General features: G+C 65.4%; 14 protein-coding genes. 4 read left to right on the top strand and 10 right to left on the bottom strand.

All coding sequences use genetic code 11. The annotated features are described in order from the left end of the window. Positions 1–156: 156 nt before the first annotated feature. The 8 genes from ACQR3T_RS19155 to ACQR3T_RS19120 form a co-directional block, all read right to left on the bottom strand. Complete coding sequence (locus ACQR3T_RS19155) at positions 157–3,594, bottom strand: translation initiation factor IF-2 N-terminal domain-containing protein (RefSeq protein WP_428694517.1); 3,438 nt, start codon at positions 3,592–3,594, stop codon at positions 157–159. 502 nt (positions 3,595–4,096) lie between these two features. Beyond that, positions 4,097–4,510, bottom strand: a complete 414-nt coding sequence (gene ndk, locus ACQR3T_RS19150) for a nucleoside-diphosphate kinase (RefSeq protein WP_032379203.1) — start codon at positions 4,508–4,510, stop codon at positions 4,097–4,099. A gap of 67 nt (positions 4,511–4,577) precedes the next feature. Then, positions 4,578–4,967 carry a DUF4233 domain-containing protein gene (locus tag ACQR3T_RS19145; protein WP_032379204.1) on the bottom strand — a complete coding sequence of 130 codons (390 nt, stop codon included), beginning with the start codon at positions 4,965–4,967 and terminating at the stop codon, positions 4,578–4,580. Next, the gene (gene folC / locus ACQR3T_RS19140) at positions 4,964–6,394 is read right to left on the bottom strand and encodes a bifunctional tetrahydrofolate synthase/dihydrofolate synthase (RefSeq protein WP_052077517.1); all 1,431 of its coding nucleotides are present in this window, start codon (positions 6,392–6,394) and stop codon (positions 4,964–4,966) included. Before folC ends, ACQR3T_RS19145 begins: the two co-directional genes overlap by 4 nt. Further along, the gene (locus tag ACQR3T_RS19135; protein WP_428694516.1) at positions 6,395–9,064 is read right to left on the bottom strand and encodes a valine--tRNA ligase; all 2,670 of its coding nucleotides are present in this window, start codon (positions 9,062–9,064) and stop codon (positions 6,395–6,397) included. A gap of 9 nt (positions 9,065–9,073) precedes the next feature. Further along, positions 9,074–11,065, bottom strand: coding sequence for a prolyl oligopeptidase family serine peptidase (locus ACQR3T_RS19130; protein ID WP_428694515.1), 1,992 nt, complete (start codon positions 11,063–11,065; stop codon positions 9,074–9,076). Between the two features lie 60 nt (positions 11,066–11,125). Continuing rightward, a complete protein-coding gene (locus ACQR3T_RS19125) occupies positions 11,126–11,908 on the bottom strand; it encodes a SigB/SigF/SigG family RNA polymerase sigma factor (RefSeq protein ID WP_032379207.1) in 783 nt (260 codons plus the stop codon). After that, a complete protein-coding gene (locus ACQR3T_RS19120) occupies positions 11,908–12,339 on the bottom strand; it encodes an ATP-binding protein (RefSeq protein ID WP_428694514.1) in 432 nt (143 codons plus the stop codon). The genes ACQR3T_RS19125 and ACQR3T_RS19120 overlap by 1 nt, the downstream gene beginning before the upstream one ends. A 147-nt stretch (positions 12,340–12,486) precedes the next feature. Here ACQR3T_RS19120 and malQ point away from each other — a divergent pair, with 147 nt between their 5' ends. Next, the gene (malQ, locus tag ACQR3T_RS19115; RefSeq protein ID WP_428694715.1) at positions 12,487–14,673 is read left to right on the top strand and encodes a 4-alpha-glucanotransferase; all 2,187 of its coding nucleotides are present in this window, start codon (positions 12,487–12,489) and stop codon (positions 14,671–14,673) included. 60 nt (positions 14,674–14,733) lie between these two features. Next, entirely contained in the window at positions 14,734–15,579 is an 846-nt protein-coding gene (gene fdhD, locus ACQR3T_RS19110; protein ID WP_428694513.1) for a formate dehydrogenase accessory sulfurtransferase FdhD, read from the top strand. Here the strand turns inward: fdhD and ACQR3T_RS19105 are convergent. Together ACQR3T_RS19105 and ACQR3T_RS19100 are read right to left on the bottom strand one after the other, a co-directional pair. Further along, positions 15,556–16,203: a CoA transferase subunit B gene (locus tag ACQR3T_RS19105; RefSeq protein ID WP_032379210.1), complete on the bottom strand. Its 648-nt coding sequence runs from the start codon at positions 16,201–16,203 to the stop codon at positions 15,556–15,558. The two genes, fdhD and ACQR3T_RS19105, sit on opposite strands and share 24 nt — an antisense overlap. Further along, the gene (locus ACQR3T_RS19100) at positions 16,200–16,949 is read right to left on the bottom strand and encodes a CoA transferase subunit A (protein WP_196249160.1); all 750 of its coding nucleotides are present in this window, start codon (positions 16,947–16,949) and stop codon (positions 16,200–16,202) included. Before ACQR3T_RS19100 ends, ACQR3T_RS19105 begins: the two co-directional genes overlap by 4 nt. Before the next feature lie 108 nt (positions 16,950–17,057). Here ACQR3T_RS19100 and pcaH point away from each other — a divergent pair, with 108 nt between their 5' ends. Further along, a complete protein-coding gene (gene pcaH, locus ACQR3T_RS19095; RefSeq protein ID WP_428694512.1) occupies positions 17,058–17,774 on the top strand; it encodes a protocatechuate 3,4-dioxygenase subunit beta in 717 nt (238 codons plus the stop codon). After that, positions 17,767–18,405, top strand: coding sequence for a protocatechuate 3,4-dioxygenase subunit alpha (pcaG, locus tag ACQR3T_RS19090; protein WP_032379212.1), 639 nt, complete (start codon positions 17,767–17,769; stop codon positions 18,403–18,405). Before pcaH ends, pcaG begins: the two co-directional genes overlap by 8 nt. Positions 18,406–18,411: the final 6 nt, after the last annotated feature.

Below are 18,411 nucleotides of genomic sequence, written 5' to 3'. Positions count from 1 at the left end.
TTGCTCCCTATCGGCCGGCCGGGATGATGATCATCTCGACCCGCTCGAGAACCGTTGTTTCCTGCAGGACCACTACGGCACAGCAGAACGGTGTCACCGGGAGCGACTTATCAAGGTTACGGCAGAGAGACGGCCAGGGTCAAACTGCCTGAACTGCTAGGCATCGATGTCCACCGGAGGACCTGCAGGCCGCGCTGCTGCGCGCCGTCTGCGAGGACGTGCCGTCGGCACCTCCACCGGCTCGACGGGCTGCTCAGCCGCCGACGTCAGTGGTTCCGACACCTCGGCTTCGGTGGCCTCTGCCCCACCGGCAGGGGCGGCGTCGCCCGAAACCGGCACCACGAGAACCACACCGGCGTCCGGGGCCGCACTGGTCGGAGCGGCCGCCTTCCGCGCAACCCGACGTCCACGCCGAGCCTTCGGTGCCACCGGTTCGACCTCGACGGACGGCTTGGCGGCAGGCTGGTCGGCTGCCGACTCGGTGGTCTCGGCAACGAGAGCGACGTTCGACTCCGCATCGGCGACCGACGCGGCGGCAACGTCGACATCCTCGACGGAGACAACCGTCACTACAGCACCTGCGTCCGAAGTCTCACTCGCAGGCGATGTCTCGACGTCGGCGGGGCTGACGTCGGCCACCACGTCGTCGTGGTGTGCCGCCATCGCCAGGGCGACAGGGTGTGCCCTCTTGATCGACGGGTCGACTGCGGGATGATCGGCCCCGTCCGCGGCTCCCGACTGGGAGTTCGAGGTGGTGCGCTCGCTGCCGTCGTTCCCGTCGGCCTTGTTGTCCTTGCCGCGTCGCCGCCTGCTGCTCGTGCCCGAGCTGCTCGACTCCGAGCGCGACGAAGTGGAGCGGCCGTCGTTGTCCGGCTTGGCGTCGATGGGGAACGGATGCACGATGATGCCGCGTCCCTGGCAGTGCTCGCAGGTCGTGGAGAACGCCTCGACGAGCCCGGTACCGAGCTTCTTTCGAGTCATCTGCACCAACCCGAGCGAGGTCACCTCGGAGACCTGGTGGCGCGTGCGGTCGCGACCCAGCGCCTCGGTCAGTCGGCGCAGCACCAGATCGCGGTTGGATTCGAGCACCATGTCGATGAAGTCGACCACGATCATTCCGCCGATGTCGCGCAGACGCATCTGACGGACGACTTCCTCGGCCGCCTCGATGTTGTTGCGAGTGACCGTCTCTTCGAGGTTGCCGCCCGAACCGGTGAACTTGCCGGTGTTGACGTCGACGACGGTCATCGCCTCGGTGCGATCGATCACCAGGGTGCCGCCGGAAGGCAGCCAGACCTTGCGATCGAGCGCTTTGGCCAGCTGCTCGTCGATACGATGCGCGGCGAAGACGTCGACAGAACTGCCGTCGGCCTCGTAGCGCTGCAGCCGCTCCACCATGTCCGGTGCGACGGTCTCGACGTAGTTCGACGTCGTCGTCCACGCCTTGTCACCCTCGATGACGAGCTTCGAGAAGTCCTCGTTGAACAAGTCACGAATGACCTTGACGAGCATGTCGGGCTCTTCGTAGAGGGTCTGCGGCTGCACACCCTTTCCTGTCTCCGCATTGGCCGAGCGCTCCTCGATGCTCGCCCACTGCGCCTGCAGTCGCGTCACATCGCGGGCGAGTTCTTCCTCGCTGACGCCCTCGGCCGCGGTGCGGATGATGACGCCCGCCTCGGGAGGAACGATGTCTCGGAGAATGTCCTTCAGACGCTTGCGTTCGGTGTCGGGCAGCTTGCGGCTGATGCCGGTGGAGCTACCGCCGGGCACGTAGACGAGAAAGCGTCCCGCGAGCGAGAGCTGCGTCGTCAGGCGAGCACCCTTGTGCCCCACGGGGTCCTTGCTCACCTGGACGAGAACCTGATCGCCCGGCTTGAGGGCCTGCTCGATCTTCCGCGAATTGCCACCCAGGCCCGCGGCGTCCCAGTTGACCTCACCGGCGTACAGCACACCGTTGCGGCCACGGCCGATGTCGATGAATGCTGCTTCCATGCTCGGCAACACGTTCTGGACGCGCCCGAGATAGACATTTCCGACCATGGACGCGGTCGCGCTGCTGGTGACGAAGTGCTCCACGAGCACGCCGTCTTCGAGCACGGCAACCTGTGTGGTCAACGGGTGGTCAGGGGTGGCCTTCTCGCGCACGACCATGACCCGGTCCACGGACTCACGCCGCGCCAAGAACTCGGACTCGGTCAGAATCGGCGGTCGACGACGACCGGCATCGCGGCCGTCGCGCCGTCGCTGACGCTTGGCCTCGAGACGTGTCGAACCGGTGATCCCCTGGACCTCGTCCCTGGGGGCGCGGCTCTTGTTCCGCGGCTCCCGCTCGTGCACGACCGTGTTCGGCGGGTCGTCCTCGGACGCTGCAGCCTCGGCCGCTACCTCGGCTCCGGTCTTACGACGGCGACGACGGCGGCGACGGCGGCTGGAGCCGTCTCCCTCCGAACCACCGTTGTCGGAGTCGTCGAAGTTGTCCTGCGCATCCGAATCCGACTCGTCGTCCTTGTCCTCGACCGAGGCGTCCGCTGCGCGGGTGTCGTCCGAGGCATCGTTCGAGTCGGAGTTCTGCCGGTCCGAGGATCGGTTTCGGGTGCGCGACCGACGCGAACGCCTGCCCGAGCCCGACTGCTGGTCGTCACCGGCGGAGGACTCGTCCGAGTCCGCGTCGGACCCGTCGGACGACTCTGCGTCGGCAGAATCGGTGCTGTCGGAGTCACTCGTGGAATCGTCGTCCGAATTGTCGTCGGTCGAGTTCTCGTCCGAGGACTGTTCCCCGCGACCACGGCCCCGGCCGCGACGCCCTCGCCTGCGGCGTCGTGGCTGGGACTGATCGTCGTCGCCGTCATCGTCGGTAGAGCCGTCGGACGCAGTCGACTCGTCGACCGCGGGTACGACGGACTCGGTCTCGTCGGTCCGAGGTGCGGCGGTCTCGGTCGTGGCTGTGTTCTCGACCGTGGCTGTGGTCTCGATGCTGTCGGCGTTCGCAGCCTCGTCCTTCGGCGCTGCCTTGCGACTGCGTCGACGGCGGGCCGGGGGCTCTGCCGGTGACTCCGTGGACTCCGTGGACTCCGGAGCAGCAGCATCCACGGCGGCGGGCTGCAGGAAGAGCGGAGTGGCAAACGTGGTTGCCGTGGCCTGGTCGGTCGTTGCCGCGGGCTGGGCAGGCTCGGGTTCCGTCGCGGGTGCACTGGTGAACAGCTGCGGGTCGGACCACGAGGTCTCGGCCGACGGTACGTCCGCGGAGGGCACCTCGGACAGAGCGCTCGGCTCGGACCGTTCGGCGGGCGAATCGACCACCGGTGCAGCAGGCGCGTTCACCGAGTCGCGGACGGACTCCGCAACGTCGCGGCTCAAGCTCGACTGGGCACTGCGCGCTTCGATGCCGAGTTCACCCAGTGTGACGAGCAACTGCTTGCTGGTGACACCGAGGATCTTGGCCAATGCGTGTACGCGCAGCCTGGTGGGCAGTTCGATGGTGTCGGGTTGCGCCTGGGACACCGCACCTGTTTCCACAGGGGGCACCGCGTCGTCGCGCTCCGGACCTCCCACGTTCTCGTTCTGTACATCTTCGGGCGGGCTTTGATCGGCCACGTAGTCTCCTCGGGCCCCCGGGCGCGTTCATCCGATGTCGGGTGTGACGCGGCCACGCGAGGGCAATCCTTGTGTACTCACGTCGGGTTGGACGTCAGCTGTTCTGTCTCGCTCCGCACTCGAGCCGATGACCACGTCGGAGTTCTCGATGGTCGACGACAGCGCGTGCAGTGCCTGGCTGGATGGTGGTGTCTCGGCGATCCGAGCGCCTGATCATCAAGCAAGAACGCGAACGAGCCTGTCTCTCGTTCGAGCATCTGCGATGACGGGCAGCGGATAGACGACAGTCATCCGATCGAATCCACAACACCGGTCTAGCGAACTTCGGTGAAGCCTTGACTTCGGTGGAGCGTGAAACCTGTACGTACTCGTGCAGTGGAGTCGATCTCCGTCGAGTATCCCACACGCGATGATGCGTACTCGCCACGCCGCACCGATCGAGTACCGAGCGGCTGCGGCGTGGCTGCGTGGATGCGTTGCTGTAGTGCCGAAGATGGAACCGTCAGGCGAGGCCGGGGAACCAGAGCGCGATCTCGCGTTCGGCCGACTCCACGGAATCCGACCCGTGCACCAGGTTCTGCTGACCGTCGAGCGCGAGGTCACCTCGGATGGTGCCGGGGACCGCCTTGGCTACCGGGTCGGTGCCACCGGCGATCTGCCGGAAGGCGGCGATGGCACGGGGGCCCTCGAGAACCGCGGCCACGACCGGTCCGGACGTGATGAACTCGAGGAGGTCGGGGAAGAACGGCTTGCTCTCGTGCTCCGCGTAGTGAGCCGAGGCCAGTTCACGGGAGACGGTCTTGAGCTCGAGTGCGACGATGCTCAGACCTTTCTTCTCCACGCGGCCGAGGATCTCTCCTACGTAACGCCGGGCAACTCCGTCGGGCTTGATCAGTACAAGGGTGCGGTCGGTCACGTCGACGACAGTAATGGACGCGAGCGCAGGCGCGCGCGTCGCATCGCCGAAGCAGGCGCGTCCTCTGTCAGTCCCGTTGCCCCGGCAGCATTCCGCGCCGGATCCGTTCGGTGATGTCCCGGCGCAGGTAGAGCAGATACAGCCAGACCGCGATGAAGATCAGGCCGACCGCCCCGATGGAGAGGTGGAACACGGCCCCGGCCAGCACGAACAGCTGGAGAATCAGATTGAGCTTCATCGCCCACGGCTCTCCCTGCTTGCCTGCGGCGAGAATCATCACGACGGCCAGCGCCACGATGTACGTCGTCGAGAACCAGGTCGCACCGCCGCCGAGGGTCGCCACCACCGGCAGTGCCAGCAGGGTCACGATGGCTTCGAGGACGAGGGTTCCCGCCACGACCCCGCGGAAGCCCTTCCACGGGTCGTTCGTGGGCGGTCGGAACTCTGGCTCGCTCACGCGGGGTCCTTTCCGAACAGAGTGCGAGCTGCGCCGACGGTCACCACGGATCCGGTGACGACGACTCCGGCACCGGAGACTGCTTCTCCCGGCTCGGCGACCTCCTCGGCCAGGCCTATGGCTGTCTCGAGGGCATCGGGCAGGGTCGACGCCACCACGACGCGTTCGTCGCCGAACTTGGCCACGGCGATGTCGGCCAAAGCGTCCACATCCATCGCCCGTGCCGACCCGTTGTGGGTGACGACGATGTCGTCGAAGACCGGCTCCAGTTCGTCGAGGATGGCTCCGACATCTTTGTCCGCCATGACGCTGACGACGCCGACCAGTTTGCGGAAGTCGAACTCGTCGTTGAGGGCGGCAGCAAGCGCTGCGGCTCCGTGCGGGTTGTGTGCGGCATCGAGGAACACGGTGGGGGCATTGCGGACCCGCTCGAGTCGCCCTGGATTGACGATCGTCGCGAATGCGGCGCGGACGGTGTCCTGATCGAGTTGACGATCCGGGCCGGCACCGAAGAACGCCTCGACCGCCGCCAGCGCTAGGGACGCATTGTGAGCCTGATGTTCGCCGTGCAACGGAAGAAAGATGTCGGTGTAGACCCCGCCGAGTCCCTGCAGTTCCAGTTGCTGACCGCCCACCGCGATCTGCCTGCCGAGCACGGTGAATTCCGATCCCGCCCGCGCCACCGCAGCGTCTGCTTGCACCGCCGCCCGCAGCAGAACATCCGATACCTCGGGCTTCTGCTGCGCCAGGATCGCTACGGTGTCCCGCGGCACGAGCGATTCCGGTGCCTTCTTGATGATCCCCGCCTTCTCCCCTGCGATCGTCGCGAGGTCGTCGCCGAGGAATTCGACGTGATCGAGCCCGATCGGGGTGATCACAGCGACCTCACCGTCGACGACGTTGGTGGCGTCCCAACGACCACCGAGCCCCACCTCGATCACAGCGACCTCCACCGGCGCCTCGGCGAACGCTGCGAACGCCATTGCCGTGACCACCTCGAACTTGCTCATTCGCGGTCCGCCCGCGGCCTCGGACTGCGCGTCGATCATCTCGACGAACGGTGCGATCTCGTTGTAGGTGTCGACGTAGAGCCGCGGAGAGATGGGCCGCCCGTCGATGCTGATCCGCTCGGTCGCCATCTGCAGGTGCGGGCTGGTGGTGCGGCCCGTGCGTCGGTGGAAGGCAGTGAGCAGAGCATCGATCATGCGCGTGACCGAGGTCTTGCCGTTGGTGCCGGCCACATGAATCGACGGGTACGCCTTCTGCGGCGAACCGAGAAGGTCCATCAGCGCCGAGATTCGATCCGTCGACGGCTCGATCTTCGTTTCCCCCCAACGCTTGTCGAGCTCGGCCTCGACCAGCGCCAGTTCGGCGAGATCGACCGGACTCGGCGGCGGCGTCGGCAGTGCGGCGTCGGGCTCGGTCACTTAGTTCCCCATCGATTCGATGCGCGCGGTGATCCGGGCGATTTCTTCCTGCGCGATGGACTGTCGCGTTTTGATCTTGTCCACCACAGCATCCGGAGCCTTCGCAAGGAACGCCTCGTTACCGAGCTTGCCGGTGGTCTGCGCCAACTCCTTCTCGGCGGCGGCAAGATCCTTGACGAGTCGAGCTCGTTCGGCGACCAGGTCGACGGTGCCCGAGGTGTCCAGTTCGACGACCACGGTCGCTTTGCTCAGTCGCACCTCCACCGACGCCGTGGCGGCGAAGTCCTCGGCCGGCTCGGTCAGTCGGGCCAGAGCGGTGACCGCCGAAATCTGTCCGTCCAGATCCGCCTCGGATACTCCGACGATGCGGGCCGCGACCTTCTGCGAGGGCTTGAGTCCCTGATCGCTGCGGAATCGGCGGACTTCGGTGATCAGTCGCTGCATGTCCACGATCCGTTGTGCCGCAACGTGATCGAGAGGCTCAGCGGCAGGGGCGGGCCACGTCGCGATCACCAGGGACTCGCCGCCGGTAAGCACCTTCCACAGTGTCTCGGTCACGAACGGAATGACCGGATGCAGCAGGCGCAGCAACGCGTCGAGCACGTTTCCGAGCACTCCGCGCGTGGTGGCAGCGATGGCTTCGTCGGCGAACTGCACCTTGGCGATCTCGAGGTACCAATCGCAGACCTCGTCCCAGGCGAAGTGGTAGAGCGCCTCACAGGCCTTACTGAACTCGTAGCGGTCGAAGGCCGAATCCACCTCTGCCCGAACCTGTTCGAGTCGATCCAGGATCCACCGGTCGGCGTCGGTCAGCTGGGCACGCGGGGGTAGGTCTGCCGGTGCCGCACCGTTCATCAGGGCGAACTTGGTGGCGTTGAACAGCTTGTTCGCGAAGTTGCGCGAGGACTGCGCGTGGTCCTCACCGACCGACATGTCCGCACCCGGGTTGGCACCGCGAGCGAGCGTGAAGCGCAGCGCATCTGCACCGAACCGGTCGACCCAATCGAGCGGATCGATTCCGTTGCCGCGCGACTTCGACATCTTCTTGCCGTACTGATCGCGAATCAATCCGTGCAGGAACACATCTCGGAACGGAACCTGCGGCCCTTGCTTGCCCGCGGTGATCGCGTCGTCGGCTCCGACGTAGGTGCCGAACATCATCATGCGGGCGACCCAGAAGAAGAGGATGTCGTACCCGGTGACGAGAACGCCGGTGGGATAGAACTTCTCGAGATCAGCCGTGGCTTCCGGCCACCCCATCGTCGAGAAAGGCCAGAGGCCGGACGAGAACCAGGTGTCGAGGACGTCGGGATCCTGCTCCCAGCCCTCGGGCGCACTCTCTCCCGGCCCGAGGCAGACGGTCTCACCGTCGGGTCCGTACCAGATCGGAATCCGATGTCCCCACCACAACTGGCGCGAGATGCACCAATCGTGCATGTTGTCGACCCAGGCGAACCAGCGTGGCTCCTGACTCTTGGGGTGAATGACGGTATCGCCGTTGCGCACTGCGTCACCGGCAGCTTTCGCGAGGCCGTCGACCTTGACCCACCACTGCAGGGACAGCCGCGGTTCGATCGGCTCGCCGCTGCGCTCGGAATGGCCGACGCTGTGCAGGTACGGACGCTTCTCGGCGACCACGCGGCCCTGTTCGGCGAGAGCTTCACGAACCTTGACGCGCGCCTCGAAGCGGTCCATCCCGTCGAATTGTGTTCCGGTGTCCGTGATCCGGCCGGCCTTGTCCATGATCGACGGCATCGGCAGCGAGTGCCGCACACCCATCTCGAAGTCGTTGGGGTCGTGCGCCGGGGTGATCTTCACTGCGCCCGTGCCGAATTCGGGATCGACGTAGTCGTCGGCGATGATCGGGATCTGCCGACCCGTGAACGGGTGCTCGAGGGTGGTACCGACCAGAGCCTTGTATCTCTCGTCGTCGGGATGCACCGCCACTGCGGTGTCGCCGAGCATCGTCTCCACTCGCGTGGTCGCGACGATCACGTGCGGCTCGGAATCGTCGAGGGAGCCGTAACGGAGCGAGACGAGTTCGCCCTCGACATCCTCGAACTTGACCTCGATGTCGGAAATGGCAGTCTGCAACACCGGGGACCAGTTGACGAGCCGCTCCGCGCGGTAGATCAAGCCGTCGTCGAACATACGCTTGAACATGGTCTGCACGGCCTCGGACAGACCGTCGTCCATGGTGAACCGCTCGCGGCTCCAATCGACACCGTCGCCGATCCGTCGCATCTGGCCGCCGATGGTTCCGCCGGATTCGCGCTTCCAGTCCCAGACCTTGTCGATGAAGAGCTCGCGGCCGAACTCTTCCTTGGTCTTGCCGTCTGCGGCGAGCTGCTTTTCCACCACGGTCTGCGTGGCGATGCCCGCGTGGTCCATGCCCGGTAGCCACAGCACCTCGTACCCGAGCATCCTCTTGCGGCGACTCAGCGCGTCCATCAGCGTGTGGTCCAGAGCGTGCCCCATGTGCAGGCTGCCGGTGACGTTCGGCGGAGGCAGCACGATGGAGTACGGCGGCTTGCCGCTGGTGGCGTCGGCCTCGAAGTACCCGGCGTCGACCCAGGAACGGTACAGCTCGGCCTCTACCTCGCTCGGGTCCCAGTTCTTGGGCAAGCGGTCTGCTGGATTGTCGGGTGTCTCTGGCACGGAACTGGTCACGCGGCGATTCTAGTGGCCGAGGATTCGCGGCATCGACGCGCTCTCGCCCAGCACGTGCTGCGCCAGGAATGCCAGCACGACCTCGTACCAGACCTTGGCGTGCTGGGGACTCAGGATCCAGTGGTTCTCGGCGGGGAAGTAGAGGAATCGATGCTCGGTGTTGCCCTCGTCGTCGGCCGGCAGACCCGACTCGCTGAGCAGCTCGTACCACAGCCGCAGGCCCTCGCCGATCGGCACGCGATAGTCCTTGTCGCCGTGGATCACCAGCATCGGCGTCGCTATGTCCGCCACGAACAGGTGTGGGGAATTCTCCACGGCCATCTCCGGAGACATCTCCCGCGCCCAGTACCACGGCGCGTCCGTCGTCGGTCCGAACTGATCGAGCGCCCACAGACTCGCATGGGTGACCACGGCGTCGAACCGATCGGTGTGGCCCGCTATCCAGTTGGCCATGTACCCGCCGAAGGACCCGCCCATGGCAGCGGTGCGGGTGTCGTCGATGTCCGGCCGTGCGACGGCAACGTCGGTCAACGCCATCAGATCGGTGAACGGGGCCTTGCCCCACGCCCCCCAACCTCGCTGCACGAACTCCTGGCCGTAACCGGTGGACAGCGCCGGATCGGGCAGCAACACCGCGTACCCACGAGCGACCATCAGCCACGGATTCCAGCGCCACGACCACGTGTTCCACGAACTCAGCGGGCCACCGTGCACCCACAGCAACAAAGGAGCGGGCTCGAGCTCGGATGCCCCGACCGGCAGTGCCAGCCAACCGCGTACCCGGGCACCGTCGGCGACGATCGTGTCCATCTCGGTGAGAGTTCCGGGCAACGGACTGTGGTCGATGCCGGTGTCGAATGCAGTGACGGCACCGTCGGACAGCTCGATCGACACCGGATGCGGCGCAGCCAGATACGAGGCGGCGAGCGCCAGCACCCTGGTGCCGTCCGAGGACACGTGCACATGTGTGTAGGCATCGCTGGTCTGTGTGAGCCGACGCGGTTCTGCACCGTCGCGGACGACGAAGATCGGCGACCGGCCGTCGTCGTCTGCGGTCACCAGCAATCCTGATCCGTCCGGCAGCCACACCGGGTCGCTCGGCCACCGATCCCAACCGGCCGCGAGATCGGAGACCGAAGAGTCGCCGAAGTCGTACCGCTGCAATGTCATTCGCGGCGCATCCTCGGGGGTGGAGATCGACTCGCGCACGAACGCCACGGACCCGCCGTCGGGTGAAATCGCCGGGGCTCCCAGATCGGCATCGGCATCGTCGACGATCGTGGTCCGCTCCCCCGTCTCGATCTCGATGCGCACCAGCACTGTCCGCACCGTCCCGAGCGGGCCGGGAACGACCCAGGTGGACACGACGAACGAACCGTCGGCGCTGACATCGAAGGCTGCTTCGTGCAGCCCTGTGCGCGCATCCGGGGTGAGGTCACGCAGTCCTGTCGAACCGTCCGACGATCCCACGAAAAGGTGTGGAGTCGCCGGACCCAGATCGTGATCCCAGTAGCGCACCGGAACACCGGTGTGCAGAATCGCATTCACCTTGTTGGCCGTGCGCTCGGTGCGCAGAGCGTCGTCGTCCTCCTCGGTGCTCGACGAGCCGAATACCGAGGAGAATCCGACGAGTACGGCCTCCGAACCAGCGGCCTTGATCCCGCTCAGCCCGGCGGATCGGGTCTCGAGCAGTCGCGCTTCGCCGCCCGCGGCAGGCAGAATCCACAGCCTGGCCGGATCGTCCTTGTTCGATCGACGCGAGAACATCAGATCACCGGAAGCGGTGAACACCGGCGCACTCTCACCCCACTCGCCGTGGGTGATGCGCCGGGCAGGTGACCTGCCGTCGACGTCGAGCTCCCACAACGACGTTCGGTACTCGGTCCGCGAATCATCGAGTGCACCAATGGAAATCACCACTCGCGAAAAGTCGGCGGTCACGGCCACATCGGTCACTCGCCGGGCTCCGATGTACTCGTCGACGTCGTCGTAGATACTCATACACCGAGCCTAGCCAAAAGCCCATCCACTCTGGTCGTTCCGCGGGCTCCACTCCTGCCCTCAGTCCTCGCCGAGATCCTCTCGGAGCTGGGCGAGAGTACGAGCCAGGATCCGCGAGACGTGCATCTGCGAGATTCCCACCTTCTCCGCGATCTGAGTCTGGGTCATCGACCCGAAGAAGCGGAGCACCACGATGCGCCGCTCCCGTTCGGGCAGCTTCTCCAGCGCAGGGCGGACGGCGAGGTAGCTCTCCATCTTTTCCAGTTCGGGATCGTCGGCACCGAGGGTGTCCATCAGAGGGAGGCGATCCTCACTGACCACCGAGTCGACCGACACGGTTTGGTACGCGCTGCGCGCTAGCAGCGCCTGCGACGCTTCCTTGACGTCGATTCCGAGTTCGACGGCGATCTCGCTGGCTGTGGGAGCTCGGCCCAACTTCTGCGACAACGAGCCCACCGCCTGCGAGATCATCGAGTTCAGTTCCTTCATGCGCCGCGGCACCCGAACCGACCATCCCGCGTCGCGGAAGTAGCGGCGAGCTTCGCCCATGATCGTGGGCACGGCGAACGAGACGAAGTCCGATCCGCGCTCGATGTCGAATCGGTCGACTGCGTTCACCAAGCCCAGACGGGAGACCTGCAGCAGGTCCTCGTGGGCTTCGCCACGACCGCCGAATCGGCGTGCGATGTGTTCGGCGAGCGGGAGGCAACGGGTGATGATGCGATCGCGCAGCACTCGGCGCTGCGGTGAATTCTCGTCGAGCGCCTGCATCTGCTGAATCAGCGCGACAACGTCGCTGTAGTCGTCGGACTCTCGCCGCGTGCTTCGTTCGTGCACCGGCACTAGATCGTGCTCCTCCGCTTGACCACGTCGATGGCAACCGTGCGAACCGCATCGCTGTCGTCTGCGTCGTCTGCGCGCAGCTCGATGGAGTCGGTCAGGGTTTGCAGAACGTGCCAGCCGAAGCTGTCCTTCTTCGGCACGGACGTGGCAGCCAACGTGGACGTGACGACGATCCGGATTCCGGAGTCACTCAGCGAGAACAGGCACGAGAGCTCCGAGTCCGCCACCGAGCCCTTGATCAGTTGCGAACACACTTCGTCGACGACCAGTTTGACGTCGGCGATGTCGTCGAGCGTGAAGTCGCTCAGAACCACGAGGGTTTCTGCGACGGCGCGTACCACCGGAAGCTGGTCGGCCTCGGCGCGCACCCTCAGCTCGACCGGTGCACCGGAACCTCGCTCCAGTTCTTCGATCTTGCTGACCCCAGCCATCCGCACTTCCCATCGTCGCCGCGCACTGAATTACCGTTTGCCGAGCAAGACTACCCAGCCGACCACGTTTCAATCCTCACAGTTCGGGAACCGGGTCTTCCGGCACCGCAGCCGGACGAACGATCGATGAACGACCCGGTGGCCCGGATGACGCACGGGCGGCGACCTGGCACGATCGACACCGTGGATCACTCGCAGGCACTTCGCACTCTCGCCCGACGTCTCGGCACTTCGACCTCGTATCGGGGCTGGGACGACACCGAACACGAAGTGAGCGACGACACCCTGCAACAGGTGCTCACCGCACGCGGCTACGCCACCGAGTCGGCCGAGGACGTCGACCGAGCACTGGCCGACATCGAGAACGCACCCTGGCGACGGCTGTTACCACCGGTGGTCGTGGCCACGCAGGGCACCGATTCCGCGGTGTGGGTGCATGTGCCGCACGGCAATCCGGTGGAAGTCTCGATGGTCTCCGAGGACGGTGAGTCGATCGATGTCACCCAGGCCGACGTCTGGGTCGATCCACGGGAGGTCGACGGCCACCTGATCGGTCGCGCCACCTTCGTCGTTCCCGGCAACGCCCCGCTCGGCTGGCACAGTCTGACCGCGACGACGATCAGCGAGGACAACACGGTCCGTACATCGGAAGCGGTCGTGGTGGTCACACCGAAGTCGTTGTCGCCCAACGCAGAACTGGCTGATCGACAGCGGACCGGACTGCTCACCCAGCTGTACTCGGTGCGATCGCGACGATCGTGGGGAATCGGCGATCTCGCCGATCTCGAGGACATGGCCGACATTGCCGGCCGCGAGCACGGATTCGACTACCTTCTCGTCAATCCACTGCACGCCGACCGACCGACCACCCCGGTCGAGGCATCCCCGTACCTGCCGACCACGCGTCGATTCTTCAACTCGCTCTACATTCGAGTCGAGAACATTCGCGAGACCGCACAACTCTCGCCGAAACAATTCGGCAAGATCCACGACGCAGCAAGACGGTTCGACAAGGCGAACACGCGAACCAAGAAGCTGGATCGGGACCGGACGTTCACGGCGAAACTTCGTGCCCTCGAACGCGTTCACAAGGTCGAACGCAGCCCGGCTCGCGAATCCGCGTACCGCGCATTCGTCGAGCGTGAGGGCACCGGACTGCGCGACTTCGCGGTATGGAGTGCGCTTGCGGAGAAATTCGGCCCTCAGGATCCGGTCTGGACCGATCGGGCGGCGCATCCACGAACCGACTTCGTCCGAGAGCAACGCGCGAAACTGGCCGATCGCATCGACTTCCACATGTGGCTGCAATGGATCTGCGACGAGCAACTCGCCGCAGCGCAAAGCGGTGCGCTCGACGCGGGGATGGACATCGGCATCATGCACGACCTTGCGGTCGGTGTGGCCCGGGGCGGAGCCGACGCGTGGGCGCTCGGCGACGTGCTCGCCTCGGGCGTCACGGTGGGCGCGCCGCCGGACAATTTCAACCAGCAGGGCCAGAACTGGAATCAGCCACCGTGGGATCCCGACCGCCTGCGAGAGATGGCGTACATCCCGTACCGAGACATGCTGCGCACGATCCTTCGTCACGCCGGCGGCATCCGCGTCGACCACATTCTGGGCCTGTTCCGTCTGTGGTGGATTCCGCAGGAGGCCGAGAATGCCGGCGGCGGAACGTATGTCGAGTACGACCACGAAGCACTGATCGGCATCCTGGCGCTGGAGGCCGAGCGTGCGGGCGCGGTGGTGGTCGGTGAGGACCTCGGTGTCTTCGAGCCGATGGTGCAGGAGTACCTCACCGAACGCGGCATTTTCGGCACCTCGATCCTGTGGTTCGAAGCCGACGAGTCCGGGCCGATCGCGCCCGAGGAGTACCGCAGTCTCTGCCTGACTTCGGTGACCACCCACGACCTGCCACCCACAGCCGGGTATCTCCGTGGTGAACACATCGACCTGCGTTCACGTCTCGGCCTGCTCGAACGCGACATCGACGCCGAGAAGGAGGTCGATGCACGCAAGCGCGAGGCCGTTCTCGACCTGGCGCGCGAACGCGGGTTGCTCGACACCGACACCGCCGCCGACGATCATCGAACGGTGGAAGCTCTGCATCGACTCGTGCAGCGGAGCCCGTCTCTGCTGATCGGTGTCGCACTCGTGGACGCTGTCGGAGAACACCGCATCCAGAACCAGCCAGGAACCGACGAAACCCAGTACGAGAACTGGAAGGTTCCGTTGGCCGACGCAGACGGCAGGCGTGTGCTGGTCGAGGATCTCGTCGACCATCCCCGGATGGTGTCGTTGGCGGCGGCTATGGCCACCGAGTCGACGGACCGATGACACCGAGGTCCACAATCGAAGGATGAACTACCGCATTCGCCGTGAAGACAGCCGGTACTGATGGGCCGCATCACTGCTCGCAGACCGGTGATCCGCCTCCGGGATGGGCACCGCGTCGAGCGCCCGGACACCCTGGTGGTGGAAGAGCCGCTCGAATTACGGGTCGACGGCAAGGCATTGGCCGTGACCATGCGCACCCCCGGACACGATGTGGAGCTGGCACACGGCTTCCTGCTGACCGAAGGCGTGATCGCCTCGGGAGCAGACATCGCTGCAGCTCGTTACTGCGACGGGGTCGACGACGAGGGCGCGAACACGTACAACGTCTTGGATCTCACACTGGCCCAGGGCGTCGCTCCCCCGGAGACGGGCGTCGAACGGAACTTCTACACGACGTCGTCGTGCGGGGTGTGCGGTAAGGGATCCTTGGATGCAATTCGACTGCGCACCAAGCACTCCCCCGCGGCCGACACGGTCGTCGTCACCTCGGAGACTCTTGCCGGGTTGCCGGACACACTGCGCGCTGCTCAGAAAGTCTTCGATGCGACGGGCGGCCTGCACGCCGCGGCGCTGTTCACCGCCGACGGTGAGATGCTGGTGTTGCGCGAGGACGTCGGACGCCACAACGCCGTCGACAAGGTCGTCGGCTGGGCCGTGACCAACGATCGAATACCGCTGCGCGGCATGGTGTTGATGGTCAGTGGCCGCGCCTCGTTCGAGCTTGCGCAGAAGGCCGTGATGGCCGGTATACCGATCCTCGCGGCAGTCTCGGCACCGTCGTCTCTGGCGGTGGATCTGGCGACCGAGTCGGGTCTGACGGTCATCGGATTCCTTCGCGGTCGGTCGATGAACCTTTACTCCTGCACCGACCGCGTACTGGTGTCAGGCGATCACGTCGACCAGTAGTTCGGCTGCAGTCGCGTTCACGACGTCGTCCACGGACACACCCGGTGCGGTCTCGACGAGACGGAGACCGTTCTCGGTGACGTCGAGCACGGCCATGTCGGAGATGATCCTGTGCACGCAGCCCTTGCCGGTCAATGGCAGGGTGCACTGTTCGAGGATCTTCGGCTCACCCTTGCGCGAGACGTGCTCCATCATGACGATCACGCGCCGCGCTCCGTGCACCAGATCCATCGCGCCGCCCATGCCCTTGACCATGTGTCCGGGGATCATCCAGTTCGCCAGATCACCGGTGGCACTGACCTGCATCGCACCCAGGACTGCCACGTCGACCTGGCCGCCACGGATCATTCCGAACGACTGCGCGGAGTCGAAGTAGGAGGCACCAGGAAGGACTGTGATGGTTTCCTTGCCTGCATTGATGACCTCGGGATCGAGCTCGTCCTCGGTGGGGTACGGGCCGACTCCGAGGACTCCGTTCTCGGAATGCAGGATCACCGAGATGTCGGTGGCGATGTAGTTGGGCACGAGCGTGGGCATTCCGATGCCCAGGTTCACGTACTGTCCGTCACCGAGTTCCTGTGCCACCCGAGCAGCCATCTGTTCGCGGGTCATCTTCTCGCTCATGCTCGTACCGTCCTCTGCTCGATGCCGACCTGAACCGGTCCGACGTGGACCACCCGCTGCACGTGGATGCCCGGAGTGTGCACTTCGTCCGGCCCGATCTCGCCGGGCTCCACGAGATGCTCGACCTGCGCGATCGTGATCCGCCCCGACTCTGCTGCAGGTGGATTGAAGTTTCGCGCACTGGCGTGGAACACCAGGTTCCCGTGTCGATCGCCCTTCCACGCGTGCACGAGTGCGTAGTCGGCGACGATGCCGCGCTCGAGCACATAGGTCAGGCCGTCGAACTCGCGTGTCTCTTTCGGCGGACTGGCCAGGGCGATTCCGCCGCTGCCGTCGTAGCGCAACGGGAGCCCACCGTCCGCAACCTGCGTCCCGACACCTGCCGGAGTGAAGAAGGCAGGGATTCCGGCGCCGCCGGCGCGCAGTCGTTCGGCAAGAGTGCCCTGGGGCGTGAGTTCGACTTCGAGTTCGCCGGACAGGTACTGCCTCGCGAACTCCTTGTTCGACCCGACGTACGAGCTGATCGTTCTACGAATGCGGTGCTGTGCCAACAGCACTCCCAGACCGAATCCGTCGGTTCCACAGTTGTTGCTGATGGTTTCGAGATCGGTGGCGCCCTGCGCGAGTACTGCGTCGATCAAGATTTCCGGCACTCCGACCAGTCCGAATCCCCCCACGGCGAGCGAGGATCCGTCCGGGATGTCCGATACGGCTTCGGTGGCGCTGGCCACGACTTTGTCCAACATGAGATCCACGCTACCCGAATTCGTGCGTTATGTGAACATCTTGCCACTATGCGAACACTTCCGTAGGGTAGCTATTGCGTAGATCACCACGATCGTGAGGAACCTTCGATGCTTCATCTCCCGCCCGACTATCGGGATCAAGCGGGCACCAACGCTCCGCGAGACTTCGCCGAGTACCGCACCACGGCTCTGCGACACCCAGCGCAGCCATTGACGCTGCTTCCCCAGCGACTCACCGAGATCACCGGACCGGTACTGGGCGAGGGGCGGATCACCGCCGCCGATGCCGATCTGACTCTGGCGAACGGCGGTGAAGCACTGGGTCAGCGCATCATCGTGCACGGCCGAGTACTCGACAGCGACGGCAAGGCAATCCCCAACACGCTCGTCGAGGTGTGGCAGGCCAACGCGGGCGGGCGATACCGACACACCGGTGACCGCTGGCCGGCACCACTGGATCCGCACTTCGACGGAGTCGGCCGAGTGCTCACCGACCAGCAGGGCCGTTACCGATTCACCACGATCAAGCCGGGCGTATACCCCTGGGGCAACCATCACAATGCGTGGCGTCCCGCCCATATTCACTTCTCGTTGTTCGGACAGGCGTTCACCCAACGGTTGGTGACCCAGATGTACTTCCCGGACGATCCCATGTTCTTCCAGGATCCGATCTACAACGCCGCACCGGAAGACGCTCGCGCTCGCATGATCAGCACGTTCGATTACGAAGCAACACAGGAGAACTGGGCACTCGGCTTCAGGTTCGACATCGTGCTGCGCGGCCGAAACGCCACCCCCTTCGAGGAAGACGACCACGATGACTGACCCAGAATTCGCGCCGCGCTACCCCGTGGTCACCGGAGCCGACTTCACCACCGCCCCCTTCGGACAGACCCCGTCCCAGACGGTGGGCCCGTACGTCCACATCGGACTGCTGTGGCCCGACGGCGAACATGTGGTGCCGCCGGGCACGGACGGTGCCGTCACGGTGACGTTCACGTTGATCGACGGCTCGCGAACCCCTATGTCCGACGCCATGATCGAGACCTGGCAAGCCGATGCCGACGGCCGGTTCGATCATGCCGACGACCCACGGGGCGCAGTTGCGCCACGAGTCGAGGGCTTTCGCGGATTCGGGCGCGCGTTCGCCGACGAGACCGGGACGATGACGATCACGACGATCAAGCCGGGACCGCTACCCGCCGAGAACGACGCCGTCGAGGCTCCGCACATCGACGTCGGCATCTTCGCCCGTGGAATGCTCGAACGAATCGTGACGCGGGTGTACTTCCCCGACGAGGCCGAGGCCAACGCCGTCGATCCGGTGTTGTCCGCATTGCCCGAGCACAAGCGTGCCAGACTCGTCGCACGGTCGGTCGACGGCGGCTATCACCTCGATATCGTGTTGCAGAACACCGACCCGGACGGCGACGAGACTCCGTTCTTCGAACTGTGACGAACG

Origin of the sequence: Rhodococcus sp. IEGM1428, from assembly GCF_050321865.1 — a bacterium.
Classification (GTDB): domain Bacteria; phylum Actinomycetota; class Actinomycetes; order Mycobacteriales; family Mycobacteriaceae; genus Rhodococcoides.
This window is presented reverse-complemented; position numbering and strand designations above follow the sequence as displayed.